At 68.4% G+C, this 23,503-nt stretch carries 25 protein-coding genes, 1 tRNA gene and 1 other RNA gene; 16 read left to right on the forward strand and 11 right to left on the reverse strand.

Annotated features, from left to right (window positions below; genetic code table 11):
- Nucleotides 1-56: 56 nt before the first annotated feature.
- Complete coding sequence (locus tag ACPPVW_RS13590) at nt 57-749, reverse strand: NTP transferase domain-containing protein (RefSeq protein WP_426623640.1); 693 nt, start codon at nt 747-749, stop codon at nt 57-59.
- A gap of 372 nt (nt 750-1,121) precedes the next feature.
- Between ACPPVW_RS13590 and ACPPVW_RS13595 the strand changes: the two genes are divergently transcribed.
- Genes ACPPVW_RS13595 through ACPPVW_RS13605 form a run of 3 tightly spaced genes read left to right on the forward strand, consistent with a single transcriptional unit; the run spans nt 1,122 to nt 3,953 of the window.
- Nucleotides 1,122-2,099 (forward strand): ATP-binding cassette domain-containing protein, encoded by a 978-nt coding sequence (locus tag ACPPVW_RS13595; RefSeq protein ID WP_426623641.1) that lies wholly within the window; start codon nt 1,122-1,124, stop codon nt 2,097-2,099.
- Between the two features lie 11 nt (nt 2,100-2,110).
- Entirely contained in the window at nt 2,111-3,652 is a 1,542-nt protein-coding gene (locus ACPPVW_RS13600; protein ID WP_426623642.1) for a hypothetical protein, read from the forward strand.
- Nucleotides 3,653-3,674: 22 nt separating this feature from the next.
- Nucleotides 3,675-3,953, forward strand: a complete 279-nt coding sequence (locus tag ACPPVW_RS13605; RefSeq protein WP_426623643.1) for a DUF3039 domain-containing protein — start codon at nt 3,675-3,677, stop codon at nt 3,951-3,953.
- 22 nt (nt 3,954-3,975) lie between these two features.
- Here the strand turns inward: ACPPVW_RS13605 and ACPPVW_RS13610 are convergent, their stop codons facing one another.
- Nucleotides 3,976-5,280, reverse strand: coding sequence for a nicotinate phosphoribosyltransferase (locus tag ACPPVW_RS13610; protein ID WP_426623644.1), 1,305 nt, complete (start codon nt 5,278-5,280; stop codon nt 3,976-3,978).
- Nucleotides 5,281-5,324: 44 nt separating this feature from the next.
- On the opposite strand from ACPPVW_RS13610, the gene murI reads away from it, so the two are divergent.
- From murI to ACPPVW_RS13630, 4 genes are all read left to right on the forward strand, one after another.
- Nucleotides 5,325-6,143 carry a glutamate racemase gene (murI, locus tag ACPPVW_RS13615; RefSeq protein WP_426623645.1) on the forward strand — a complete coding sequence of 273 codons (819 nt, stop codon included), beginning with the start codon at nt 5,325-5,327 and terminating at the stop codon, nt 6,141-6,143.
- Nucleotides 6,144-6,195: 52 nt separating this feature from the next.
- On the forward strand, nt 6,196-6,951 hold the full coding sequence (gene rph / locus ACPPVW_RS13620) for a ribonuclease PH (RefSeq protein WP_426623646.1): 756 nt from the start codon (nt 6,196-6,198) through the stop codon (nt 6,949-6,951).
- Complete coding sequence (gene rdgB, locus ACPPVW_RS13625) at nt 6,951-7,547, forward strand: RdgB/HAM1 family non-canonical purine NTP pyrophosphatase (RefSeq protein ID WP_426623647.1); 597 nt, start codon at nt 6,951-6,953, stop codon at nt 7,545-7,547. The genes rph and rdgB overlap by 1 nt, the downstream gene beginning before the upstream one ends.
- 135 nt (nt 7,548-7,682) lie before the next feature.
- Nucleotides 7,683-8,585, forward strand: coding sequence for a cation diffusion facilitator family transporter (locus tag ACPPVW_RS13630; RefSeq protein ID WP_426623648.1), 903 nt, complete (start codon nt 7,683-7,685; stop codon nt 8,583-8,585).
- Nucleotides 8,586-8,604: 19 nt separating this feature from the next.
- Here the strand turns inward: ACPPVW_RS13630 and ACPPVW_RS13635 are convergent, their stop codons facing one another.
- The 4 genes from ACPPVW_RS13635 to ACPPVW_RS13650 all read right to left on the reverse strand — a co-directional run bounded on the left by ACPPVW_RS13635 (nt 8,605) and on the right by ACPPVW_RS13650 (nt 11,932).
- Nucleotides 8,605-9,309, reverse strand: coding sequence for a DedA family protein (locus ACPPVW_RS13635; RefSeq protein WP_426623649.1), 705 nt, complete (start codon nt 9,307-9,309; stop codon nt 8,605-8,607).
- Nucleotides 9,310-9,456: 147 nt separating this feature from the next.
- Nucleotides 9,457-9,538: transfer RNA gene (locus ACPPVW_RS13640), tRNA-Leu, on the reverse strand.
- Between the two features lie 19 nt (nt 9,539-9,557).
- Complete coding sequence (locus tag ACPPVW_RS13645) at nt 9,558-10,595, reverse strand: LLM class flavin-dependent oxidoreductase (protein WP_426623650.1); 1,038 nt, start codon at nt 10,593-10,595, stop codon at nt 9,558-9,560.
- Nucleotides 10,596-10,651: 56 nt separating this feature from the next.
- Nucleotides 10,652-11,932 carry an MFS transporter gene (locus ACPPVW_RS13650; RefSeq protein WP_426623651.1) on the reverse strand — a complete coding sequence of 427 codons (1,281 nt, stop codon included), beginning with the start codon at nt 11,930-11,932 and terminating at the stop codon, nt 10,652-10,654.
- A gap of 88 nt (nt 11,933-12,020) precedes the next feature.
- Here ACPPVW_RS13650 and prfB point away from each other — a divergent pair, with 88 nt between their 5' ends.
- The 6 genes from prfB (at nt 12,021) to ACPPVW_RS13680 (ending at nt 17,371) form a co-directional block, all read left to right on the forward strand.
- Complete coding sequence (prfB, locus tag ACPPVW_RS13655; protein ID WP_426623652.1) at nt 12,021-13,133, forward strand: peptide chain release factor 2; 1,113 nt, start codon at nt 12,021-12,023, stop codon at nt 13,131-13,133.
- Between the two features lie 122 nt (nt 13,134-13,255).
- The gene (gene ftsE, locus ACPPVW_RS13660; RefSeq protein WP_426623653.1) at nt 13,256-14,323 is read left to right on the forward strand and encodes a cell division ATP-binding protein FtsE; all 1,068 of its coding nucleotides are present in this window, start codon (nt 13,256-13,258) and stop codon (nt 14,321-14,323) included.
- On the forward strand, nt 14,320-15,225 hold the full coding sequence (gene ftsX / locus ACPPVW_RS13665) for a permease-like cell division protein FtsX (protein ID WP_426623654.1): 906 nt from the start codon (nt 14,320-14,322) through the stop codon (nt 15,223-15,225). The genes ftsE and ftsX overlap by 4 nt, the downstream gene beginning before the upstream one ends.
- 67 nt (nt 15,226-15,292) lie before the next feature.
- Nucleotides 15,293-15,769, forward strand: coding sequence for an SsrA-binding protein SmpB (gene smpB, locus ACPPVW_RS13670; protein WP_426623655.1), 477 nt, complete (start codon nt 15,293-15,295; stop codon nt 15,767-15,769).
- 46 nt (nt 15,770-15,815) lie between these two features.
- Nucleotides 15,816-16,592, forward strand: coding sequence for a tyrosine-protein phosphatase (locus ACPPVW_RS13675; protein ID WP_426623656.1), 777 nt, complete (start codon nt 15,816-15,818; stop codon nt 16,590-16,592).
- An 83-nt stretch (nt 16,593-16,675) separates the two neighbouring features.
- Nucleotides 16,676-17,371, forward strand: coding sequence for a DUF5666 domain-containing protein (locus ACPPVW_RS13680; protein WP_426623657.1), 696 nt, complete (start codon nt 16,676-16,678; stop codon nt 17,369-17,371).
- Between the two features lie 53 nt (nt 17,372-17,424).
- Here the strand turns inward: ACPPVW_RS13680 and ACPPVW_RS13685 are convergent, their stop codons facing one another.
- On the reverse strand, nt 17,425-18,093 hold the full coding sequence (locus tag ACPPVW_RS13685; protein WP_426623658.1) for an SIMPL domain-containing protein: 669 nt from the start codon (nt 18,091-18,093) through the stop codon (nt 17,425-17,427).
- A 128-nt stretch (nt 18,094-18,221) separates the two neighbouring features.
- Here ACPPVW_RS13685 and ssrA point away from each other — a divergent pair.
- Nucleotides 18,222-18,617: a transfer-messenger RNA gene (ssrA, locus tag ACPPVW_RS13690) on the forward strand.
- Between the two features lie 150 nt (nt 18,618-18,767).
- Here the strand turns inward: ssrA and ACPPVW_RS13695 are convergent.
- The gene (locus ACPPVW_RS13695) at nt 18,768-20,213 is read right to left on the reverse strand and encodes a DUF2510 domain-containing protein (RefSeq protein ID WP_426623659.1); all 1,446 of its coding nucleotides are present in this window, start codon (nt 20,211-20,213) and stop codon (nt 18,768-18,770) included.
- A gap of 78 nt (nt 20,214-20,291) precedes the next feature.
- On the opposite strand from ACPPVW_RS13695, the gene ACPPVW_RS13700 reads away from it, so the two are divergent.
- Nucleotides 20,292-20,486 (forward strand): hypothetical protein, encoded by a 195-nt coding sequence (locus ACPPVW_RS13700; protein WP_426623660.1) that lies wholly within the window; start codon nt 20,292-20,294, stop codon nt 20,484-20,486.
- Between the two features lie 26 nt (nt 20,487-20,512).
- Here ACPPVW_RS13700 and ACPPVW_RS13705 read toward each other — a convergent pair whose 3' ends face one another.
- Together ACPPVW_RS13705 and ACPPVW_RS13710 are read right to left on the reverse strand one after the other, a co-directional pair.
- A complete protein-coding gene (locus ACPPVW_RS13705; RefSeq protein WP_426623661.1) occupies nt 20,513-20,953 on the reverse strand; it encodes a MarR family winged helix-turn-helix transcriptional regulator in 441 nt (146 codons plus the stop codon).
- The gene (locus tag ACPPVW_RS13710) at nt 20,950-21,159 is read right to left on the reverse strand and encodes a hypothetical protein (protein ID WP_426623662.1); all 210 of its coding nucleotides are present in this window, start codon (nt 21,157-21,159) and stop codon (nt 20,950-20,952) included. The genes ACPPVW_RS13705 and ACPPVW_RS13710 overlap by 4 nt, the downstream gene beginning before the upstream one ends.
- Before the next feature lie 135 nt (nt 21,160-21,294).
- Between ACPPVW_RS13710 and ACPPVW_RS13715 the strand changes: the two genes are divergently transcribed.
- Nucleotides 21,295-22,119: a hypothetical protein gene (locus ACPPVW_RS13715; RefSeq protein ID WP_426623663.1), complete on the forward strand. Its 825-nt coding sequence runs from the start codon at nt 21,295-21,297 to the stop codon at nt 22,117-22,119.
- Nucleotides 22,120-22,144: 25 nt separating this feature from the next.
- Here the strand turns inward: ACPPVW_RS13715 and ACPPVW_RS13720 are convergent, their stop codons facing one another.
- On the reverse strand, nt 22,145-23,353 hold the full coding sequence (locus ACPPVW_RS13720) for a toxic anion resistance protein (RefSeq protein WP_426623664.1): 1,209 nt from the start codon (nt 23,351-23,353) through the stop codon (nt 22,145-22,147).
- Nucleotides 23,354-23,503: the final 150 nt, after the last annotated feature.

A 23,503-nucleotide genomic window follows, 5' to 3' on the forward strand; every position in this document is an offset into this window, starting at 1 on the left:
GATCGCTGGCTGCGTGTTCGCACCACGCCGACCTGAGCGACTATACGAACAGTCGGCTACACGAAGAGATTCGCGCGCTCCAGGTCCTCCTGAAAGTCCACCTCGACGGCGTAGAGGTCGGAGATGTCGACCGGCTCGACCAGCATGCGGTCCTGGCCGATGGCCAGCTCGATGCCGCGCTCGAAGTAGTCCTGGTCGGCGACGCGCTGCAGCTGACGCAGCAGGGCCGCCTTGTCCGTGCTCGAGACGTAGTTGATGCCGACGGCCTCGCCGAGCCCGCCCTTGACGGTCTTGGAGAGTTCGTGGATGTACCCCTCGGGACCGGTGGTGTACTTGACCTCCTCGTCGGCGACGGACGACGTGTTGACCGTCACGAAGGTCTGGTCGCGTGCGACCATGGCCGCGCCGCGCACGAGCACGGCCGGGTCGAAGACGACGTCACCGTTCATCCACAGGACCCCGCCGGGGCCGGACGCCTGAAGGGCGCGCATGAGGCTCTTGGAGGTGTTGGTCTGGTCGTACTGCTCGTTGTAGACGAACTCGGCGTCCGGGAACGCCTCGATGATGTGCTCGAGCTTGTAGCCGACGACGATCGTGACCGTGACGTCTTTGCCGAACGCCGCATGGATGTTGTCGAACTGCTGCTGCATGATCGTGCGGCCGTCGTTCAACTCGGTCAGCGGCTTCGGAAGGCTCCGTCCGAGACGGCTGCCCATGCCTGCTGCGAGGATCACTACCTGGGTCGTCACAATCATCTCCTTGAATCCGCGCGAACCCGTCGTGGTATGTCTCCAGCGGTGGCTTCCGGCGCCGGGACCGCTCCTCCCGGACAGTTCTTCGGGAGTTCTTCGCGCTTTACGTGTTTCGACACGCCCTTATGCCTCGCCCAGAATACCGCGGCCCTCGTCCGGGGGCAGGGGTTGACGTTTGTTGTTGTGGGGTCGTTATGTTCCTCACAGGTGTTTCATAGGCGCCGAGATGTCCCCGACGACCAGCCGGGGGGTACGCAAGCTCGGCTGTCTTGGTACGGTGGCGTGGTGAGTTTCGAGCGCGAGCGACCCGGCCGTACCGAATCGGCGATCGGCGTGCCCGAACCGCTTGGTCGTGACGAGGGGGAGCCGATGACCGAGGCCACAGAGACCGGCACGGAGCAGGCGAGGCCCGTCCGCAAGCGGACGCAGCCGAAGACCGCAGCGGCCGCCGCAGCACCGAGCACGCGTACTCCGACGCCGCGCAAACGCACCGCGGCGGCGAAGCCCAGAACGCCCAAGGCGGCTCCGATCGACGAGCCCGACCTCCTGGAGCCGCCCCCCGCTCCGGCGCCGGTCGTCGACACCCGCCCGGCCGTGCTGACCGTCCACGGGCTGAGCAAGCACTACGGATCCACGGTGGCCGTCGACGGCGTCTCGCTCGATGTGCGCGAAGGCTCTTTCTACGGCATCGTCGGCCCCAACGGCGCGGGCAAGACCACCACGCTCTCGATGATCACGGGCCTCTTGCGCCCCGATGACGGCCGCATCGTGGTGCACGGCGTCGACGTCTGGACCGAGCCGGTCCGGGCCAAGCACGTCATCGGTGTGCTTCCCGACAAGCTGCGCCTGTTCGACCGGCTCACCGGCGCGCAGTTCCTGCACTACGCCGGCACGCTGCGCGGGCTCTCCGCGAAGACGGTGCGCACGCGTTCGGCCGACCTGGCCGCGGCCTTCGGGATCGAGGACGCACTCGACCGACTGGTCGCCGACTACTCGGCCGGCATGACGAAGAAGATCGCCCTGGCCGCCGCGATGATCCATTCGCCGCGGCTCCTCGTGCTCGACGAGCCTTTCGAGTCCGTCGACCCGGTCTCGGCGGCCAACGTCGTCGACATCCTGCTGCGCTATACGGCCGCCGGCGGCACCGTCGTGCTGTCCAGCCACGGCATGGACATGATCCAGCGCGTGTGCGACAGCGTCGCGATCATCGTGCGAGGAAAAGTCCTGGCCGCCGGCACCATCGACGAGGTCCGCGGCGAGCAGACGCTCGAAGAGCGGTTCGTGGAGCTCGCGGGCGGGCGCAAGGCAGCGGAAGGCATGGAGTGGTTGCACAGCTTCTCGGACTGAAACTCCGCCTGATGGGCAACGCCTTCCGGCGCAGCCCGTGGCAGCTCTTCGGCCTGGTGCTGGGGCTGGCGTACGGCGTCGTGACGGTCGTGCTGGTCATCGGCGCGCTGGTGGCGGCGCGCCTTGCGCCCGTCGTCGCCGATGTGCACAGCGTGCTGGTCGTGATCGGCTCGATCGTCGTGGCCGGTTTCCTGCTGCTGCCGCTGCTGTTCGGTGTCGACGACACGCTCGACCCTCGAAAGTTCGCCCTACTCGGGATCCCCGACCGCCGGCTCGCTCTGGCGCTCGGTCTGTCGGGGCTGATCGGCATCCCGGCTATCGTGCTCTTCATATGCGCCCTCGCGACGGTGATCACCTGGTCGCGCGACCCCGGCGCCGCGGTGCTCGCGGTGCTGTCGGCGATCATCGTGGTGCCCACATGCGTCCTCGCCTCGAGGATCTCCACCGCGATAGCGTCGCTGTTCGTCTCGTCGCGGCGGTCCAAAGAGGCCGGCGGCGTCGTCGCGATCCTCGTGCTGGTGCTGATCGCGCCGGTCCTCCTGCTGCTGCTGACGGTGGACTGGGGCCGCGACGGCCTCGGCGCGCTGAGCGGCTTCGCAGGCTGGCTGCAGTGGACGCCGCTCGGTGCCGTCTGGAGCATGCCGGGCGCCGCGGCGGACGGCGCCGGGGGAGCGGCCTTCGTGCAGTTCCTCGTCGCCGTCGCGACCGTCGGCGTGCTCTGGCTGGTCTGGCGCGCGCTGGTCGCCCTGGTCGTTGTCGCGCCGGAGCGCGAGGCGCACGTTCGCGAGCACCACGGCCTCGGCTGGTTCGGTCGGCTGCCAGGAGGTCCGACCGCCGCGATCGCTGCGCGATCGATGACCTACTGGGGTCGTGACGCGCGCTACTGGGTCGCGCTGGTGATGATCCCGGTGATCCCTGTCTTCGTGATCGTCGCCCTCACGCTGGGCGGCCTCCCCATGCACTTCGCCTCCCTGGTCCCGCTGCCGCTGGTGTGCCTGTTCCTCGGCTGGACGATCCACAACGACGTCGCGTTCGACAGCACCGCGGTCTGGCTGCACCTGGTGTCCGGCACGCGCGGGTTCGCCGACCGGCTGGGGAGGATGTTCCCGCCCTTACTCGTGGGCATCCCGGTGATCGCCGTCGGGTCAGTGGTCACCGCGGCGGTCTTCGGCGACTGGGCGGTGCTGCCCGCGATCGAAGCGCTATGCGGCTCCATCCTCGTGATCGGCCTGGGGCTGTCGAGCATATTCTCGGCGCTCTTCCCGTACCCGGCGACCAAGCCGGGCGACAGCGCCTTCACGCAGCCTCAGACCTCCGGCGCGTCATCGGCGCTCGCTCAGGCGCTGAGCTTCTTCGCCATCGTGATCCTCGCCTCGCCGGCGATCATCTTCCTGGCGCTCGGCCTGACAGTGAACCCGTTCTGGCTGGGCGTCTCGCCGGTGGTCTCGGTGCTGGTCGGCTTCGCCGCGCTCGGCGGAGGGCTCTGGGCGGGCGGGCGACTGTTCGACAAGCGCGGCCCTGAGCTGATGGCGTTCGCCAACCGCAACGACTGAACGCCGCGCTTAGACTGGGACGATGAACGACGCCAGCATCCTCGAACCGGGCGGTGAGCCCGCCGGCGGCGGCCTGAGCACGCTGGAGCGCGAGCTCCTGGAGACCCCGCAGATCTCCGAGCCCGGTGACCACGAGCGCTTCTCGCACTATGTCAAGAAAGAGCAGATCCTCGAGTCCGCGATGACCGGCAAGCCGGTCAAGGCGCTCTGCGGCAAGATGTGGACCCCGGGCCGCGACCCGGAGAAGTTCCCGGTGTGTCCCACCTGCAAAGAGATCTACGAGAAGCTGCGCGACGAGTGACCCGTCGCGCGCACCTGGCGGCTCAGGCGAAGACCGTTGGCAGCACCGGGTCGCCACGACCCAGCCGGAACGCCTGATCCGGCAGCTCCCGCATCGCGATCTCCCGGTGTTCGCGCGCCCGCCGCGTGCCCTCCGGCCCGAGGTGCTCGCGGTGGATCTCGCCGTCGGTGATCAGCGGGACGAGCAGATCGCGTCCGGTGTCGTCGGGCCTGTCGCCGGCCTCGACGATGTGCACCACCTCGGCGACTGCGCGACCGGAGGCGTCCAGGCGGCGCACGGGGTGCTTGCGTCCGCCGATGCTCGGTTTGCCGTCCGACTTCTTGGCCACCGCCACCCACTCGCCGGCGCCGTCGCGGTGCGCCGCCAGCTTGTAGACCATCCCAGAGGCCGGTGCGCCCGAGCCGGTGACGACCGAGGTGCCGACGCCGTAGCTGTCGACGGGCGAGGACGACAGGGCCGCGATCGTGAACTCGTCGAGGTCGTTCGTCACGGTGATGCGCGTCCTCGTCGCGCCGAGCCGGTCGAGCTGGTCGCGCACCCGGCGCACGAGTTTCGGGAGGTCGCCGGAGTCGAGCCGGATCGCCCCCAGCTCGGGGCCCGCGACCCGGACCGCCGTCTCGATGGCGCGCTCCACGTCGAACGTGTCGACGAGCAAGGTGGTTCCCGGCCCCAGCGCGGCGACCTGGGCGCGGAAGGCGTCCTCCTCGTCGTCGTGCAGCAGCGTGAACGCGTGCGCTGCCGTTCCCATCGTCGGCACGCCCCAGGTGCGCCCGGCCTCCAGGTTGGAGGTCGCATCGAAGCCGGCCAGATAGGCCGCGCGGGCGGCGGCGACGGCGCTGCGCTCGTTGGCGCGGCGCGAGCCCATCTCGGCGAGCGGCCGCCCCGCGGCGGCGGTGACCATCCGGGCCGCGGCGGAGGCCACCGCCGAGTCGTAGTTGAACACGCTCAGGATGAGGGTCTCCAGGATCACTCCCTCGGCGAACGGCGCATCGACGATCAGGAACGGCGAGCCGGGGAAGAACACCTCGCCCTCGCGATAGCCGCGGATCGTGCCGGAGAACCGGTAGTCGGCCAGCCAGTCCAGCGTCTCCTGCCGCACGACCCGGTTGTCGCGCAGGAACTCCAGTTCGACGTCGCCGAAGCGGAACTGCTCGATGAGCTCCAGCAGCCGTCCCGTCCCCGCAAGGATCCCGTACCGCCGGCCCGCCGGGAGGTGTCGGGTGAACGCCTCGAAGACGCACTCGCGGTCGTACGTGCCCTTGAGGAGGGCGGCGTCGAGCATCGTGAGCTCGTAACGGTCGGTCAGGAGCGCGGAGGACTCGGTCACGGCTCCACCTTAGCTTTCGGCTCGGACGGGTAGGCTGGACTGCTGTGACGGATGCGCCGATTGGGATCTTCGACTCGGGTGTCGGCGGGCTCACCGTCGCCCGCGCGATCCGCGATCAGCTTCCGAACGAGTCGCTGCTCTACGTCGGCGACACCGCTCACTCGCCGTACGGCCCGCAGTCCATCGCGGATGTGCGCCGCTATTCGCTGGAGGTGCTCGACTTCCTGGTCGACCAGGGGGTGAAGCTGCTGGTGATCGCCTGCAACACGGCCTCCTCCGCGATGCTGCGCGACGCCAGGGAGCGGTACGCGGTGCCGGTGATCGAGGTGATCCAGCCGGCCGTCCGGCGCGCAGTGTCCGCGACACGAACGGGCCGCGTCGGCGTCATCGGCACGGCGGGCACGATCTCGTCGCGCGCCTACGAAGACGCCTTCGCCGCGGCGCCGTCGCTCCAGCTGTTCACGCAGGCCTGCCCGCGCTTCGTCGAGTTCGTCGAGGCCGGGATCACCAGCGGCGACGAGGTGCTGCGGGTCACCGCCGAGTACCTCCAGCCCCTCCGCGATGCCGACGTCGACACTCTCGTGCTCGGCTGCACCCACTACCCGTTCCTCAAGGGCGCGATCTCGTACGTCATGGGGGAGGACGTCTCGCTGGTGTCGAGCGACACCGAGACCGCCAAGGACGTCTACCGCACGCTGGTGAGCGGTGGCCTCGAACGACGCGAGTCCACTCCGCCAACCATCCGCTACGAGGCCACCGGCCTCGACGCCGATTACTTCCTGCGCCTCGCGCACCGGTTCATCGGCCCGGAGATCTTCCGGGTCGATCTGGTGCACACCGGCGTGATCGACCTCCCGCAGTGATCGCGGCCATTCCCGCGACCACGACCATCACCCACCCATCGAGGAGACAACCGTGACCGAGACCACCCGTGCCGACGGCCGTACGACCGAGGGCTTGCGCCCCGTGACCATCGAGCGCGGCTGGAGCCGTCAAGCCGAAGGCTCCGCTCTGATTTCGTTCGGCAACACGCGCGTCCTGTGCACGGCGTCGTTCACCAATGGGGTGCCGCGCTGGATGACGGGCAAAGGCCGCGGCTGGGTGACCGCCGAGTACGCCATGCTGCCGCGCTCCACGAACGAGCGCATGGACCGCGAGTCCGTCAAGGGCCGGATCGGCGGGCGCACGCACGAGATCAGTCGCTTGATCGGTCGCAGCCTCCGCGCCGTCGTCGACATGAAAGCTCTCGGCGAGAACACCATCGTCATCGACTGCGACGTGCTCCAGGCCGACGGCGGCACCCGCACCGCGGCCATCACAGGCGCCTACGTCGCGCTCGCCGACGCGCTCGAGTGGGGGCGCGACCACCGCTTCATCGGTCAGAAGGCCACCCCGCTCCTCGACTCGGTCTCCGCGGTCTCCGTCGGCATCGTCGACGGCGCGCCGATGCTCGACCTGGCGTACGTGGAGGACGTGCGAGCCGAGACCGACATGAACGTCGTCGTGACCGGCCGCGGCCTCTTCGTCGAGGTGCAGGGCACGGCGGAGGGTGCTCCGTTCGACCGCAGGGAGCTCGACTCGCTCCTCGATCTTGCGCTCGCCGGCACGTCGCAGCTCGCCGAGGTGCAGCGCGCCGCCCTCGCGTCCTCCGAGCTCGGCATCGAGGGCTGATGCTGCGCGTCGTCCTCGCAACGCACAACCGCCACAAGGCGCTGGAGTTCCAGCAGATCCTCGGCGATGCCGTCCCTGGCATCGAGATCGTCGGCTACGACGGCCCTGAACCGGTGGAGGACGGCGTGACGTTCGCCGAGAACGCACTGATCAAGGCGCGGGCGGCCGCCGCGCACACCGGGCTGCCCGCCCTCGCGGACGACTCCGGCATCTGCGTCGACGTCATGGGCGGGGCGCCCGGCATCTTCTCGGCGCGCTGGGCGGGGCGGCACGGCGACGCGCAGGCCAACCTGGGGCTGCTCCTGGATCAGCTCGCCGACCTCCGCGACGGCGCCAGGAGCGCGCACTTCACGGCGACACTGGCGCTCGTAACGCCGAACGGCGCCACGACCGTGGTCGAGGGCGTCTGGCCGGGCCGCATCGCCCGGGAGGCCAGGGGCTCGCACGGGCACGGCTACGACCCTGTTTTCGTGCCGGAGGGGCACGATGCGACGGCGGCCGAGCTGGGACCCGAGGTGAAGAACGCGGAGAGCCACCGTTCGCGCGCGTTCGCCGCGATCGTGCCGGCGCTGCGGGAGCTCGTCGCCGCCGACTGAGCCGAGCACGATCGAGGTAGCGTTCGATCGAGGCAACGCGATCGAGCGCCCACGATTGAGAATGAGAACGGCACTCATTCCCATCTAGCGGGATCGCTGGCGGGCGCCGGCGACTCGACCTACCGTAGAAGAACCATGAGCCACGACCACGGGCACTCCGCCAATCGCAATCGACTCCTGATCGCCATCGGGATTGTCGCTGCGGTTCTCGTCGTGGAGGCCGTCGGAGCGTGGCTCAGCGGGTCGCTCTCGCTGCTCGCCGACGCCGGCCACATGCTGAGCGATCTCACCGGGCTCGTGGTGGCCCTGATGGCAACGATCGTGGCGGCGCGGCCCGCGACCGACCGGCAGACGTTCGGGTTCCGACGCGCCGAGGTCTTCGGGGCGCTGATCAACGGGCTCATCCTCGTAGTCGTGGCCGTCTTCGTCACGATCGGCGCCATCGGGCGGCTCGTATCGGGCGACGCCGAGGTGCAGTCGGGCACGATGCTGATCGTGGCGGCCATCGGTCTCGTCGCGAACGTCGGCGCGCTGCTCCTGCTGCGGCCGGCAGCCGGTCACTCGATCAACATGCGCGGCGCCTACCTGGAGGTGCTCGGCGACCTTCTCGGGTCGCTGACCGTCATCGTCGCGGCCGTCGTGATCATGTTCACCGGGTTCCAGCCTGCAGACGCGATCGCGTCGCTCCTCATCGCCGCGTTCATCGTGCCGCGGGCGGTGCTGCTGCTGCGCGATGTGGTGCGGGTGCTCAGCGAGGCGGCACCGGCCGACACAGACGTCGCGCAGATCCGCGACCACATCCTGGGGACCGCCGGGGTCGTCGCCGTGCACGACGTGCATGTCTGGGCGATCACCTCCGGAGCGCCCGTCTTCACCGCTCACGTCGTGGTGGAGCGCGGAGTGTTCCGATCAGGGGGAGCGGGGAAGCTCCTGGACGAGTTGTCGGGGTGTCTGTCGGCGCACTTCGACGTCGAGCATTCCACGTTCCAGCTGGAGCCGGCCGAGCACGCCGCCCACGAGGACGAGCTCCACCGCTGACCTCGCCAGCCGGCGGAGTTCAGATGTCGGGGGTGGGTCGCGAGTCGGTCGTCTCGGCGGCGGCTTCGAGGCGCTTCTTCTTCGCTTTGCGCAGCGTCTGGAAGTAGTGGAAGAGCGTCGGGATGAGCGTGATAGCGACCGCGCCGATGAGGATGATGTCGATGTAGCTCGAGACGAAGTCGGCGACCGGCGGGATGAAGCCGATCAGGTAGCCGAAGAGCGTGAGCCCCGCACCCCAGATCAGAGCGCCGACGGCGTTGTAGAGCGAGTACTTCTTGTAGTTCATGTGGCCGACGCCGGCGGCGACCGGAGCGAACGTCCGCACGATCGGGACGAATCGCGCCAGCACCACCGCGAGCGCGCCGAACCGGTCGAAGAACGCGTTGGTGCGCCGCACGTTCTCCATGCTGAACAGACCGGTCTCTTTGCGTTCGAAGACGCGTGGACCGGCCTTGTGCCCGATCAAGTACCCGACTTCGCCACCGAGGAAGGCCGCGAAAGCGATCGCGAGGCACACCCACCAGATGTCGACCCCGAAGACGAGGGAGGTGTGCGTGAGCAGACCGGAGATCACCAGAAGGGTGTCGCCCGGGAGTAGGAAGCCGACCAGGAGTCCGGTCTCGGCGAACACGATGCCGCACACGACGAGGAGCGCCCACGGACCCGCGGCCGAGATGATGGTGTTCGGGTCGAGCCAGGGAATGAGGCCGGCGTGATGGATCACGTGTCTCCAGGGTTTTCAGTGTCGGATTCACGCCGAGTTTAGTGGGCGGAACCTGCACAAAGCGTGCGAATCCGCGCACAGCGGCCGAAGATCACCCTCTGACTCCGCTGGGCGGCAGCTATCCTCACCCCTGGATGGACGACACGGTGCGGGAGAAGGGACTCGAACCCTCACGCCGTGAAGCACAGGAACCTAAATCCTGCGTGTCTGCCAGTTTCACCACTCCCGCAGCGCGCAGCGTCGCGCGGCTACGACAATAGCTCATCCACGCGCGGGGCCACCTCGTGGCCGAGCAGATCGATCGCCCGCATGATGTGCTCGTGCCCGAGTGTGCCGTTGCTGAGCTTGACGTCGAACCGGGTCAGTCCCAGGCCGCGGGCCGCGTATGCGATCTTCCGGGCGACGGTCTCGGGGGAGCCGACGACGAGCGCACCGTCCGCCGCCGCCTCGTGCTCGAAGCGGGCGCGAGTGGCGGGCGGCCAGCCGCGCTCACGCCCGATGCGGTTGGTCATGGCCTCCCAGTGCGGCCAGAGCACGTCCTTCGCCTCCTGGTCCGTCTCGGCGACGAAGCCGGGGGAGTGCACGCCGATCGGCAGCGCGACGTCGTTGCCGAACTGCTCCAGCGCCGTGCGGTACAGCTCGGTGAGCGGCTGGAACCGCATCGGACCTCCGCCGATGATCGCCACCATGAGCGGGAGGCCGTAGCGCGCGGCGCGCACGACCGACTCCGGGCTGCCGCCGACGCCGATCCAGGTCTTCAGGAGGCCGTGCTCGACCGGGGGGAAGACCGACTGGTCGGTCAACGGGGGCCGCAGGCTGCCGCTCCAGGTGACGGGCGCCTGCTCGCGAAGCGCGGCGAACAGGTCCAGCTTCTCGTCGAAGAGCTCCTCGTACTGCGCGAGGTCGAAGCCGAACAGCGGGAACGACTCGATGAACGAGCCGCGGCCGAGGATGACCTCCGCGCGGCCGTTCGAGACGCCGTCGAGGGTGGCGAACCGCTCGAAGACGCGTACGGGGTCGTCCGAGCTCAGCACGGTCACGGCCGACCCGAGGCGGATGCGCTCGGTCTGCCCGGCGATCGCCGCGAGCACCACGTCGGGCGCGGACACGGAGAAGTCCCGTCGGTGGTGCTCGCCGATCCCGATGAAGTCGAGCCCCGCCCGGTCGGCTTGGACGCCCTCGGCCACCACGTTGCGCAGCACCTGCGCGTACGACAGTGGTGCCCCGCTCTCGTCCAGCGTCACGTCGCCGAACGTGTCGATCCCGATCTCCAGCCGTGCGGCCATGTCCGTCCTCCTGCTCGATGCGTATGCATACGAAACGAACGGTACTGCGGACGCGGCTATTCCGTCAGGCCGCCGACGGGCCGGGGACGCCGCGGGACATAGCGCGGGATGAACCGCGCGAGCACGCCGGCGCCGACGAGGCCGAGCACGCCCATGACCCCGCTCGCGAACGCGATCGACACCAGTCCGGTCAGAAGCGAGACGACAAGCGGTGCCACCGCCTGGCCGGCGTCGCCGGTGAACCGCCACGCGCCGAGGAAAGCGGCAGGGGCCTCCTTCGGGGCCAGGTCGGCTCCGAGGGTCATGATGATGCCTGACCCGATCCCGTTCGCGAACGCCAGGAAGAGGGAGACGCCGATGTACCAGGCGACGTTGGCGGGCAGGTCGTGGCTGAACGCCAGCACGAGGAAGCCGAGGCCCAGTCCGAGCATGGACGGCACGACGCTCCACATCCGGCCGAACCGGTCCATGAGTTGACCGCTCGCGTAGAACAGCGCGAAGTCGACGGCGCCGGCGAGGCCGATGATCAGGGCGGTGTTCGACTCGCTGAGCCCGATCGAGACTGCCCACAGGGGTAGCAGGACGGTCCGCGCGGAACGGACGGCGGCGACGAGCGAGATACCGGAGCCCATCCGCGCCAGGACGCCGCGGAAGGCCCAGATCGTCGAGAACAGCCCGCGGGTGCGCTCGTCCGCGTCCTCCTCACCGGCCGTCATCGGCTCGCCGTCGTGACCGGGGGAGGTGGGCGCCGGGCCGAACATGCGCTCGGGATCGGGCAGCACCAGCAGGACGACGACCGATCCGAGGCAGCTGACGATGAAGATCCAGAAGACGGACTGGGTCGAGCCGGTCAGCGCGATCACGCCGGAGGCCACGAGCGGGCCGACGAACCAGCCGGCGCGGAAGATCCCGCCGAGCGTCGACAGGGCGCGCGCCCGGTATCGCACCGGCACGTAGGTGGTCATGAACGCGTGGCGGGCGAGGGCGAAGACGGCCGTGGCGAGGCCCACCACGAAGATGCCGGCCATGAGGACCCAGTAGTTCGGCGCGAGCAGGCAGACCACGACGCCCGCGACGGCGACGACCGCCGCGCCGATCATCGCGGCGCGCTCACCGACGCGCGAGACCACCCAGCCGCTCGGGATGTCGCCGGCGAGCTCGCCGAGCATCAGCATCGAGGCGATGAAGCCGGCCATCGCGAGGGTGGCGCCGAGGTTGCCCGCCGCGATCGGGATGATCGGGATGATCGCGCCCTCGCCGATCGAGAACAGCAGAGTGGGCAGGAAGGCGGCGAGCGTGACGGCGCGGAAGGAGAACGGGCGCTCGTCGGAAGTCATTTGATTGACACATTACAACTGCCCGCCCGGTGTCCCCATGGCCTCCGGGGAGCACGGGAGCGGCGGCGCCGGTAGGCTGGAGGACGCCATGATCGAACTAGACCTCTCCCCGCAGATCGCGGATCTCCGCTCGACTCTCGCCGACATCGTCGCCGTCGTGAACGTGGAGAAGCTCCGCGCCGACATCGCCGACCTCAGCGAGCGGGCCGGGGCGCCCGACCTCTGGGACGACACGGCGAACGCGCAGAAGGTGACCAGTGCCCTGAGCCACCGCCAGGCGGAGCTCGGCCGCATCACCTCCGTCGAACAGCGACTCGACGACCTCGAGGTGCTCGTCGAGCTCGCCAATGAGGGTGACGACGAGGAATCCGCCGCCGAAGCCCGCACCGAGCTGGAGGCCCTGCAGAAGACCCTGGGCGACCTTGAGGTGCAGACGCTGCTGAGCGGCGAGTACGACGAGCGCGCGGCCATCGTCACGATCCGCTCCGGTGCGGGCGGCGACGACGCCACCGACTTCGCCGAGATGCTCCTGCGCATGTACCTGCGCTGGGCGGAGCAGCACAAGTATTCGGTCAAGGTCATGGACACCTCCTATGCCGAGGGCGCCGGCATCAAGTCCGCCACCTTCGAGGTCGACGCGCCCTACGCGTTCGGCACGCTCTCGGTGGAGGCCGGAACACACCGGCTGGCCCGCATCAGCCCCTTCGGCTCGGCGGACAAGCGCCAGACGTCCTTCGCCGCGGTCGAGGTCATCCCGCTGATGGAAGAGGCGACGGCCGTCGAGGTCCCTGAGGGCGACATCCGCGTCGACGTCTTCCGCTCCTCCGGTCCGGGCGGCCAGTCGGTCAACACGACCGACTCGGCCGTGCGCATCACCCACCTCCCTACGGGCATCGTCGTCTCCATGCAGAACGAGAAGTCGCAGATCCAGAACCGAGCCGCCGCGATGCGGGTGCTGCAGACCCGGCTGCTCCTGCTTCAGAAAGAGGAGGAGGCCGCCAAGAAGAAGGAGCTCGCCGGCACCATTACGGCGAGCTGGGGCGACCAGATGCGCTCCTACTTCCTCTACGGCCAGCAGTTGGTCAAAGACCTCCGCACCGGCTACGAGTCGGGTAACCCGGCCTCGGTGTTCGACGGCGACCTCGACGGCTTCATCGCCGCGGGCATCCGCTGGCGCGCCGGCTCCAAGGACGACGAGTAGCGATCCGACGGCGACAGCCCGGTTCACCCGCTCATAGCCCGCGTTGCGGCTATTGTCAGGGTTGCGGCGCGCGGGCATGTCGTTAGTGTGGATGAGGAAAGTGTGCTTAGTCTCTAACAGTCATGATCCGGTTCGAACACGTATCCAAGCAGTACGCGGGCACGGCGCGCCCGGCGCTCAACGGCATCAACCTGGAAGTGCTGCGCGGCGAGTTTGTCTTCCTCGTCGGCGCGTCCGGCTCGGGTAAGTCGAGCTGCCTCCGGCTGATCCTCAAGGAGGAACGGCCCACTAAGGGTGCGATCCACGTGCTCGGGCAGGACCTGGGCTCGATCTCCTCGCGCAAGGTGCCGTATTTCCGCCGCAACATCGGTGTCGTCTTCCAGGACTTCCGTCTCCTGCCGAACAAGACCGTCTTCCAGAACGTGGCGTTCACGCTGCAGGTGATCGGCAAGTCCCGCGGCTTCATCCAGGAGGCCGTGCCGGACGTGCTGAAGATGGTGGGCCTCGACGGCAAGGCCCAGCGCCTCCCGCACGAGCTCTCCGGCGGTGAGCAGCAGCGCGTGGCGATCGCCCGGGCCGTGGTCAACAAGCCGCAGATCCTCCTCGCCGACGAGCCCACCGGAAACCTCGACCCCGCCACCAGCGCCGGGATCATGTCGGTGCTGGCGCAGATCAACGCCGGAGGCACCACGGTGTTGATGGCCACGCACGAGGCCTCGATCGTCGACCAGATGAAACAGCGAGTGATCGAGTTGGTCGGCGGCCAGATCGTGCGCGACGAGCGTCACGGCGGCTACGGCGTCACCACGTCCATCCCGCTGCCCCGCCCGACCGCGGAGGGTCTCGCGATCCCCGTCGAGACAGCGACCGGCGTCGTGCCGGTACCTGTCGCGGTCGCCGCGCCCGCGGCACGCGAGCCGATGACGCGGCCGCACACGCCGGTGGCGAACCCTACGGGGCCGGTGTCCGTGGGAGCCACGGGGCCGATCCAGCCCGTGTCTGGTCCTGTGGCGCCGGTGCCGGCCGCGCCCGCAGTCCCCGTCCCCGCCCCTGTGCCCGCTACGGTGCCGGCGGCCGGTGCAGCGGAGGACCTCCCGGAGCACCTGAACTTCACCGCCAACCTCGACCTGAGCGGACTGCGCGATGCGTCCGACCGTGACGGCGAACAGAATGTGGGACCCACGAAATGAGATTCGGGCTCATCTGGTCGGAGGTCGGCAACGGCCTCCGCCGTAACCTGTCGATGGTCGTCTCCGTCGTGCTGGTGACCTTCATCTCGCTGACGTTCGTCGGCACGGCCGCCCTCCTGCAGCTGCAGATCGCGCAGATGAAGACGTACTGGTACGACCGCGCCCAGGTCGCCGTGTACATGTGCACCGAGACCGACAACTGCCCGGGTGGCGCCGCGACCGATCAGACGGTCGCGGCCGTCAAGAAGCAGCTGCAGTCGCCCGAGCTCGCGCCGTACATCCAGAAGTTCTACTTCCAAGACCAGAAGCAGGGCTACGAGCAGTTCAAACAGCAGTTCAAAGGCAACCAGATCGCCGACTACGTCACGCCGGACATGATTCCGCAGACGTTCTGGGTCAACCTCAAGAACCCCAATCAGTCCGACGTGCTCACCGAGACGCTGTCGAGTTCGCCCGGCGTGCAGAGCGTCGTCGACCAGCGCAGCTACCTCGACCAGATCTTCAGCATCCTGAACGCCGCCAGCCTCACTGCGATCGGCATCGCGACCCTCATGCTCGTCGCCGCCGTGCTGCTCATCGCCACGACCATCCGTCTGTCGGCGTTCTCGAGGCGTCGGGAGATCGGCATCATGCGCCTGGTCGGCGCCTCCAACCGTTTCATCCAGACTCCGTTCATCATTGAGGGCGTGATCGCCGCGTTGGTCGGCTCGATCCTGAGCTGCGTCGCCATCTGGCTGCTCGTGCAGTTTTTCGTGCGCGGATTCCTGAGCGTCAAGATCCCGTCGATCAACTTCGTCGGGATGGACCAGGGTTGGCTGGTGATCCCGCTGCTCATCGTCGTCGGCATCGTGCTCGCCGCGGCGTCCGCGAACTTCGCGATCAAGCGGTATCTGAGGGTCTGACCCGTATAGACTGGTCTGCTGCCCGGCGACGTGCCGGGTAGCACCATCTTCGACGTCAGGAGCAGCTGTGCCCAGGGAACGTGGCCAGAAGGTCGTGGCCACCAATCGCCGAGCGCGCCACGACTACACCATCGAGGACACCTACGAGGCAGGGCTCGTCCTCACCGGCACCGAGGTGAAGTCGCTGCGGGAGGGGCGTGCGTCGCTCGTCGATGGCTACGCGTTCGTCGACGGCGGGGAGGCCTGGCTCGACGCCGTGCACATCCCGGAGTACCTCGACGGCACCTGGAACAACCACGCGCCGCGCCGCAAGCGCAAGCTCCTGCTGCACAAGGCGCAGATCCTCAAGATCGAGAACACGGTCAAGCAGGGCGGCTATACCATCGTCCCGCTCTCGATTTACTTCAGCGACGGCCGTGCCAAGGTCGAGATCGCGATCGCCAAGGGCAAGCGCGAGTACGACAAGCGGCAGGCGCTGCGCGAGCGCCAGGACAACCGCGAAGCCCAACGGGCGATTTCCAGCAGGCGCCATCTCGGCGAGTGATCCCGGCGTGCGGCGCCCTGTCGGTAGCGGATGGCAGGATGAGGTCATGAGCACGCACGACGAGGGCACGGGCGGCCGGGCGACCGGCGTCGTTGCCGACCGGATTCCCGTGAACGGCACGTACAACTTCCGCGATGTGGGCGGCTATCGAGTGCCGGAGGGGGTCGTGCGCCGCGGCAAGCTGTTCCGGTCCGACGGCCTGGCGCGCCTCGGCGACGAGGGGAGGCAGTCGCTGCGCGAGCTCGGAGTGCGCGTCGTGATCGACCTGCGCGACGACTTCGAGACGCAGACGATGCCCGACGACGTCGGCGGTCTCGACCTTCAGCGACTGCACCTACCGGTGTTCGAGGGATCAGGGGCGTCGGCGTCGACGATCGGGGTCACCCTGGTCGGGCTCTACGAGAAGATCCTGCTGCAGCACCGCGACGTGGTCGTGAGAGCGCTGCGCGAGATCGCCGACACCGGCGAGGAGGCCGTGGTCGTGCACTGCACGGCGGGCAAGGATCGCACCGGCATCGTCGTGGCGCTCGCGCTCAGCGCCATCGGCGTCGACCGCGAGACGATCGTCGCCGACTACGTTGCGACGCAGGCCAATCTCGATGGCCTGTGGCTGGAGGGCATGATCGCCCTCGTGCGTAGCCACGGTGTCGAGGTCACGCCCGACCTGCGCATCATTCTCGGCGGAAGCCCACCGGAGGCCCTCGAGGAGTCGCTCGACCTGCTCGACCGCGAATTCGGCGGGGTGCACCAGTACCTCTTCGAGGCTGGGCTGAGCGAGGTCGAGCTGGCGAAGCTGCGGTCCGTCCTGGTCGAGCCGGCCTGAGCCGTGGGGCAGCCTCGGCATTCACATCCAAGCCATAACCGCTTCCCAGCCGGGACGCGGTTCGATCAGGTGTTCTTGTGAACATGGACGAGACCCAGCCCACCGAACCGCTGCCTCCGGCGCAACCGCAGCAACAGCCGCAACACGCTGCGCCGCAGTATGGGGCTCCGCAGCAGCAATACGCTCCGGGCCCGCAGCAGTATGGTCCTGGCCTCCACCAGCCGACCGCGACGGCGGAGCCGTTCTACAAACGTCACGGGTTGGCGTTCGCGATCTCCACGCTGGTGCTGGCCGTCATCCTGCTGATCGGCATCGCCGGCGCCGGCGTGTTCGCGGTCGGCTCCGTGCTGTTCCACGCAGGATCGTCGGTCTCGCACGTGCTCGGGGGCGACGGGCAGGTGCCCGCTCATCCGGGGCCGGGCCAGGGCGGTGCGAAGGGTGGAGGTCAGAACGGCGGAGGCGAGAACGGCCGTCAAGACGAGGGGCCGATCGCCAAAGGTGTGGTCCGCGGCAGCGTCACGAAGATCGACGGGTCGACCTGGACCCTCACGACGGCGCGAGGCGCGACTCTCACGGTCGACACCTCCTCATCGACGGCGTACGGTGTTCCCGGGCAGACCCAGAAGGCCTCCGACTTCGCCGTCGGCGACGAGATCATCGTGATCGGAGAGCGCTCGGGCACCACGGTGACGGCCGTCCGCATCCTCAAGGTCTCCGACCTCCCGCTGCGGCCGCCGTCGGGTTCGACCGCGACACCGGGCGCGACGCCCGGGAGCTGAACGGGCCCGCCGCCGAGCTGCCTCCGCCTCCGCTCTGGGGGAGCGGCCGCCGTTCAGGACGCCGTGAACCGCGCGTGCACCTGAACCGCGACCCTGATGTCCTCGGGCTTGAGGGCGAGTGTCGCTCCGCCGAAGTCCGCGCTCATCGCGCGGGCGGCCAGCGGCTCCACCGGCTGGCCAGGGGCGGGCCCGTCGCCCAGCATCCCCGGGTCGCTCAGCGCGAGCGGTCGCACGCTGCTGAGGCCGAGGCTGGTGGCGTAGACGGTCGCCTTGGCCACCGCGTTCTCGACGGCCCGACGCCGCGCCTCCTGCGTGATGGACTGCCGACGGGCCTCCGTCAGCGTCCAGGTCACGCCTTGGATCGTGACGCCGTCGAGCATCGAGACGACGCTCAGCCAGTCGGAGAGCGCGGTCGGCTCGCTGAAGGTCACGTCGATACCGACCTCCGCGTGGTAGACCGGCGCGAGCCGGCGTCCGTCCTGACTCCACGGCCGGTCGCCCCAGACGCGCAGTTGGTCAGAGGTCCAGGAGGTCACCGGGCCGGTCTGCGGGTCGTGCAACTCGCGCAGCTCCGAGACCAGGGACGCGTGCCGCAGCGTGGTCAGTGCGAGCGTCTCCTCACGCTGCTCGCCCTCGTATGAGACGGAGAGGCGGACCGCGCCGCGCTCTGCCGGGTGCGTGAGCTCGTACTCGCCCTGGACGGTGATGATCGTGTCGGCCATCCACCGATGCTGGCATAGAACGCAGGGCTGTTGTTGTTGTAGTATGAGAAGCTCGTCGCAGCCTGCGGCGAATGCATCTGGACAACTCAACAGCGCGCGATGACGACCCGGCATCACGGCCGTCGCATGGGGATGATCGGTTTCGACATTGTCTGCGAGAGTGTGAGAAGCGGGTCGAGGATGCATGGTTATCTCGCTAACGATCCATGCGAAAAAATAAGTGCCAATAACAACAGCACTGTCTCGGCCAAGGCCGACTTCGCCCTCGCGGCGTAAGTTCCCCTTCGCCATTTGAAGAGACCGTCAGACCGGGAACTGTCTTCTACCCGGATCCTGGCGTCAGCTAGAAGACTTGCTTCTGCGTTGAGCATCAGGGCGCAGAGGGACTCCAACTGATACTGAGCCCGTCGGAGCAGATGCCAGCGACAAGTTCCGGGGCTGAGAAAGCGATTGCACTGGCTACGCCCGTAGAAGGCACATGACCACAGCAGTGGACGGGGGTTCGATTCCCCCCATCTCCACCAACGGTCGTCATCGCGCGTTGCTTGAGATCCGATTCTTGTCCATGTCCACACTGGATATGGCGCGTTCGCGAAGCAACAACATAATGGTTGGCAGCGACTGCGATCCACAGGATTCTACGTCCATTGACACATCGTTCATCGCCGTTGGGCTCACCGCTGCAGGTTCTCGAGCCTGGGTTCGGCCGCGCGTACCTGAGCAACCGTATCTTCGAGTTCCTGGATCAGCTGCGCCCGCGCGCCGGTGAAGTCTGCCTGGGCGACAGTAACTGTCATCTCGAGGTCGAAGGCGCTGTAGGACTGGTAGTTCAAGAGGGTCACTGTCTTTCGGTTAGATACCGCGATGGCGATCTGTCCCGGACCCGGCCACTCGATCCCGATGAACTTGCTGAATAAGAATTCGCGCGTCTGCTTCGCGCCGAAGTACACCATTCGCTGTGACGTGATCACCAGACGGCCTTGGTCGACGACAGTAGCGACCGTTGTCCGGTTGACATGTTCCTTACTGGCACCGACGGAGTAGCTGATGCTGCGTCCACCGATGCTCGCGACCGGTATGGATATACCCTGATGTCCCGACATCCGCGACGTCTGCACTCGATCTTCCACCAGCTCTACATCGAACGCCTGCCACCAGGTCTCTCCGGCTTTCAACATCACGGGGGCATCCGCCGAAGACGGCTTCTCGTTGATCGCGAACTTCAAAGCCCGCTCGGCCATCGACAAATTAGACCGCCATGCGGCGAGCTGAGCCTGAAGCTCCACGTTCGCCTTGCGACGGGCCTTCGCCTCCCGACTGATTTCCCGCGACGATCGCACGGCGGGCACTACTTCACCGTTCGGTTCAGGCGCGGCTTGGTTACTAGTCTTCTGCTGTGCCGACGCTTCTCGCGCGAGCTCTCGTGCGGACTTCACTGCTGGGGTCGGAGCGGCTGGAGCGGCTCTATTTTGTTCGACTGGCTGGACGGACACCGGCTCCGACGGCGCTACGACCTTCTGCGCGGCCGGACGTGTCGCAACGTCGCGTTTTGACGCGCTCGCCTGGGGGCGTTCCGCCTCGATCGGAAGCTTCGGCAACGCCTCAGCGACGGTGCCAGCCAGCCATGCGTTGAAATCGCTCCAGTCGTCCCGTATCGACTCAGGTCCGCCCGGGAGCACGATTGCCCACGGGGACAGGTATCGACTTTTCACATCGGACTCACCAACGATCTGGAGGCGGAACATCCCAGATTTCCAGGTACCTGGCGGCTCGTAGACAACGCTTGCCACATTGTGTAGATCTATCAGTCGAGTGTTGCCGCGAAGTGTGAATGCGAGAATATCGCCGTCCACGTCCACACGTCCGTTTCGGGTCTTGGCCGATTGCGGTTCACTTGCCGGCGCGCGCGCGTCCGTTGCAGTCTCGGGCAGCGTGGGCGAGGCAGCGTCGGGATCGCCAGGAGCATCACCAGCGGGCTGAGCAGCTTCGGTCGCGACAGAGTCGACGGATGGCCCGGGAAGCGGCGCGAAGTTATTGGTCCAGGCGTTGCCGTCCCACCACCGCAGCTGGCCGCTGCCATCCGGATACCACCCTGCGGGGGCCATCGTTGCACCACTCACAAAGCTCACGCTACTCGTCAGCGTGCCCCGTCGCTCTCACCCATTCGGAGTGCGTTCTCGCATACGGCCGCCGTCGGCTTGGGCCTCGATTGGCTCGCCATCGCCGGCTTCCGGGGTTGGCAGGCCGTCGCCTGGCTCCTGGTCGCCGTCGCCACGGTCGTGATCGGCGGCATCGGCGCCCGCTCGCTCTGGCTCGTCGCCAGTGTCCGGCGCGGCGCGCGCCGCACCGCGACCGTCCTCAGCCGTACGGACGACCTCGTCGAACAGCGCTGAGGCGGGCAGGCGCTGAACCCCACTGGCTACAGGTCGCGGGTCGCGCGGATAAGCGAGCTCATGGTGCGGTGCAGGTCGCGCAGATCGTCGGGGGTCATCGCTAGGCGCTGCATCATCGTCGCCGGGATGGTCTCGGCGTACGAGCGCAGTTCGCGGCCGGCGTCGGTGAGCGTGTTCTCGACCACGCGCTCGTCGGCGGCCGAACGCCGGCGCGTGAGGTAGCCGAGGGCCTCCAGCCGCTTCAGCAGGGGAGAGACGGTCGCGGGTTCCAGGGCGAGGAGGTCGGCGAGCTGCCGGACGGAGAGCGGCTCGTGCTCCCAGAGGGCGAGCATCACGAGGTACTGCGGGTGGGTCAGGCCGACCGGTTCGAGCACGGGCCGGTAGGCGGCGATGACCGAGCGAGCAGCGACGGACAGCGCGAAACAGACCTGGCTCTCTAGGGCCAGCGGGTTGGCCGTGTCGGTCATGGGCAGTGGATGCGGGTCGACGTGCGGGAGTCGGCGAACCGCTCGATGACGTGCTGGTCGAGCGGCTGGCCGCACATCGGGCAGGCGGCGTCGGCCCGGCGGATGTCCGGCCCCTCGGGGTGGCCGGCGCCGAGCTGCGCGGGGCCGGTGAAGGTGCGGACGACGTTGTTGGCGCGTTCGTAGAAGCGCCAGAACCGGCCTGCCATGGGGTTCCTCCCGAGTGATTCGCGAAAGTGATTAGTGCGCGAACCATTATTGCACTAATTACCGTCGGGGGCGTTGCCGCGACCGTGATCGGGCCATGGCTGCCGCACGGTTCGAGCGTCTACCATGTGGGAATCATGACCGAACCTGCGGAGGCGGCAGAGGATCCCCAGGCCTTCCTGCTGGGTCTGGTCGACCGCGCGCGGCACGCGCTGTCTCCAGTGCTCGTCGCGCGTGTGCTGGTGGTCGAGCGCAGGCGCACGCTCAGCGACCGCGTGTCCGGGCGACCGGGCGCGATCACCAGGATCAGCCTCCTCGGACGGCAGGAGACGCTGACGCTGCGTTACGAGCCCGGGCCCCGGTGGGCGGGGGAGGCCGCGCTCGTCTACCACGGCGCGACCGTCATCCGCCGGCCCCTCGGGCTCGGCGACTGGCTCACCGCCTTCGCCGGGCGCGTCGCCGAGCTGGAGGCCGAGGCCGCGGGAGACGCGGCGACGTCGTCGCTGGCCCTGCAGACGCTCGGCCTGGAACCCCCGGGATCGGAGATCCAGGTCGGAGAGGCGAAGATCGAACGCGACCTCCGGACGCTGCCGGCGCGCCTCGGCAGACGCGTGCCCGCCGAGGCGATCGCGCAGGTCGGCCGTATCGGGGAACTGCTGGTCGACGCCCTCGACCGGGTCGCCGGGCAGGGTGAGGCGGAGGTCATGGTGCGGCGGACAGCGACCGTCTACCTCCCCGACACCCTGCGCGCGTACCTGGTGCTGCCGCCCGAGTGGGCGGCGCACCACGTCCTCCCCGACGGGACGACCCCGGCGCAGGCGCTGGTCGCCCAGCTGGGCGAACTCGAGAATGCGGCGACGCGGATGCGGGACGCAGCGGCAGAGCACGACGCGTCGGCACTGCTGGTCAACGGCCGGTTCCTGTCCCAGCGGCTCGGGTTGTCGCGCTTCGACCTGCCCTGACGGTCTGTTCGAGGCAACGTCCGGGTCAGTTCGCGCTGTTGTGCGACCGATCCAGGTAGCTCCGAGACCGCTCGACCTGCTGCTCCAGGGCGTCGACGGTCTTGGCCATGCTCTCGACCGCTTTCACGCGGTACCCGTCGATGGCATCCATGGTCGCGAACACATTGTCGAAGGCGTGCTGGAGGGTCTCCAGGCTGACGCCGGTCGAGATCGCCTCTTCGTGCACCCGGGCGGTCTGCTGCCGCAGGAGCTCGCCGGTGCGGTCGATCATGGCGTTGGTCGCGTCGTTCAGCGCGCCGATCTGGTCGAGCACCAGCTCCTGGTTCCCGAGCGCCTGCGCGACGATGATCGCGGTTCGCAGGGCGGCGACCGTGGTGGTGCGGGCGCGCTCGACGCCCTTGATCAGCTCGAGGTTGTTCTTGCGGATGGCGTCGAGGGCGAGGTAGCCCTGCACCGACACGGCGATCTGCGTGGTGAGGTCCTGCCGCCGCTGCCGGATGGGGAACAGCGCGTCCGCGACGAGCGAGTCGGCCCGCTGCGGGTCGGTCGTGCGCAGCTTCGCGGCCTGTGCCTCGACCGACTCGTCGAGCGCCCTGGCCAGGGCCGCGTACTCGCCGAGCTTGCCCATGGTCGCCCACAGGTTGGTGCGCTCGAGGTCGATCGCGGCGTTGTCCTTGAGGAGGGCGTCCTGACCGGAGATGAGCGCCGTGATGATCGCGTCGAGCTGCTTCTGCGCCGGCTGGTAGCGCTCGAAATACCGCATGAGCGACTTGCCGCCAGGGAAGCGCCCGAAGAAGCCCTTCGCGCCGGCCAGGTTCGCGTGACCCGGGTCGAGGTCGGTGATGGTCGTGCGCAACTGCTGCAGCGTCTGCGCCACCTGCGTCTGCGGATCCGACGGCCCGCCGCGGCCGCGAGCGGCGGCGAGCGACGACTCCGGCCGTTGCAGCATCCGGTTCGACACCTCGGACGACGAGCGGATCTCCTGCACGCCCATGCGGGCGATCTCGTCGACCTTGCGCGTGAACTCAGGGCTGCCCGGCTCCACCGCGGAGAGACTGGCGACGAACTCGTCCGCCTTGGCCTGGAGCTCCGCACGCTTGTCGGGCGGCACCGCGACCATCCCGACGGCCTGGTCGCCTCCGACCTCGGGCACAGCGGCCGGTGGCGTGAGCGACACGCCTTCTGCCGGGCCGTCCGGCGGCGTCAACGGCTGATTGAGGTCGAGCTCGGACATCGGCGACTCCTCCCGGTGCAGGACACCTGCACCAACACTAGAACGAACAGGGCTGCTCCGGGCGCGTGATCGGCTGACTTACAGGTCGGCGACCGTCCATCCTCGGCGTTCGACTCTTTCCATGGTCCTGTGACACATAGGCGTGTGAGA

The organism is Leifsonia sp. McL0607, assembly GCF_049993355.1.
Taxonomy (GTDB): Bacteria; Actinomycetota; Actinomycetes; order Actinomycetales; family Microbacteriaceae; genus Leifsonia.

What these genes read in the sequence shown, in the direction of transcription:
- ACPPVW_RS13675 (WP_426623656.1), top strand. Translation starts at nt 15,816, where the DNA reads ATGAGCACGCACGACGAGGGCACGGGCGGCCGGGCGACCGGCGTCGTT.
- ACPPVW_RS13650 (WP_426623651.1), bottom strand. Translation starts at nt 11,932, where the DNA reads ATGACTTCCGACGAGCGCCCGTTCTCCTTCCGCGCCGTCACGCTCGCC.
- ACPPVW_RS13705 (WP_426623661.1), bottom strand. Translation starts at nt 20,953, where the DNA reads ATGACCGACACGGCCAACCCGCTGGCCCTAGAGAGCCAGGTCTGTTTC.
- ACPPVW_RS13715 (WP_426623663.1), top strand. Translation starts at nt 21,295, where the DNA reads ATGACCGAACCTGCGGAGGCGGCAGAGGATCCCCAGGCCTTCCTGCTG.
- ACPPVW_RS13685 (WP_426623658.1), bottom strand. Translation starts at nt 18,093, where the DNA reads ATGGCCGACACGATCATCACCGTCCAGGGCGAGTACGAGCTCACGCAC.
- ACPPVW_RS13595 (WP_426623641.1), top strand. Translation starts at nt 1,122, where the DNA reads ATGACCGAGGCCACAGAGACCGGCACGGAGCAGGCGAGGCCCGTCCGC.
- ACPPVW_RS13645 (WP_426623650.1), bottom strand. Translation starts at nt 10,595, where the DNA reads ATGGCCGCACGGCTGGAGATCGGGATCGACACGTTCGGCGACGTGACG.
- ACPPVW_RS13710 (WP_426623662.1), bottom strand. Translation starts at nt 21,159, where the DNA reads ATGGCAGGCCGGTTCTGGCGCTTCTACGAACGCGCCAACAACGTCGTC.
- rdgB (WP_426623647.1), top strand. Translation starts at nt 6,951, where the DNA reads ATGCTGCGCGTCGTCCTCGCAACGCACAACCGCCACAAGGCGCTGGAG.
- ACPPVW_RS13600 (WP_426623642.1), top strand. Translation starts at nt 2,111, where the DNA reads ATGGGCAACGCCTTCCGGCGCAGCCCGTGGCAGCTCTTCGGCCTGGTG.
- ACPPVW_RS13630 (WP_426623648.1), top strand. Translation starts at nt 7,683, where the DNA reads ATGAGCCACGACCACGGGCACTCCGCCAATCGCAATCGACTCCTGATC.
- prfB (WP_426623652.1), top strand. Translation starts at nt 12,021, where the DNA reads ATGATCGAACTAGACCTCTCCCCGCAGATCGCGGATCTCCGCTCGACT.
- ACPPVW_RS13605 (WP_426623643.1), top strand. Translation starts at nt 3,675, where the DNA reads ATGAACGACGCCAGCATCCTCGAACCGGGCGGTGAGCCCGCCGGCGGC.
- ACPPVW_RS13680 (WP_426623657.1), top strand. Translation starts at nt 16,676, where the DNA reads ATGGACGAGACCCAGCCCACCGAACCGCTGCCTCCGGCGCAACCGCAG.
- ftsX (WP_426623654.1), top strand. Translation starts at nt 14,320, where the DNA reads ATGAGATTCGGGCTCATCTGGTCGGAGGTCGGCAACGGCCTCCGCCGT.
- ftsE (WP_426623653.1), top strand. Translation starts at nt 13,256, where the DNA reads ATGATCCGGTTCGAACACGTATCCAAGCAGTACGCGGGCACGGCGCGC.
- ACPPVW_RS13720 (WP_426623664.1), bottom strand. Translation starts at nt 23,353, where the DNA reads ATGTCCGAGCTCGACCTCAATCAGCCGTTGACGCCGCCGGACGGCCCG.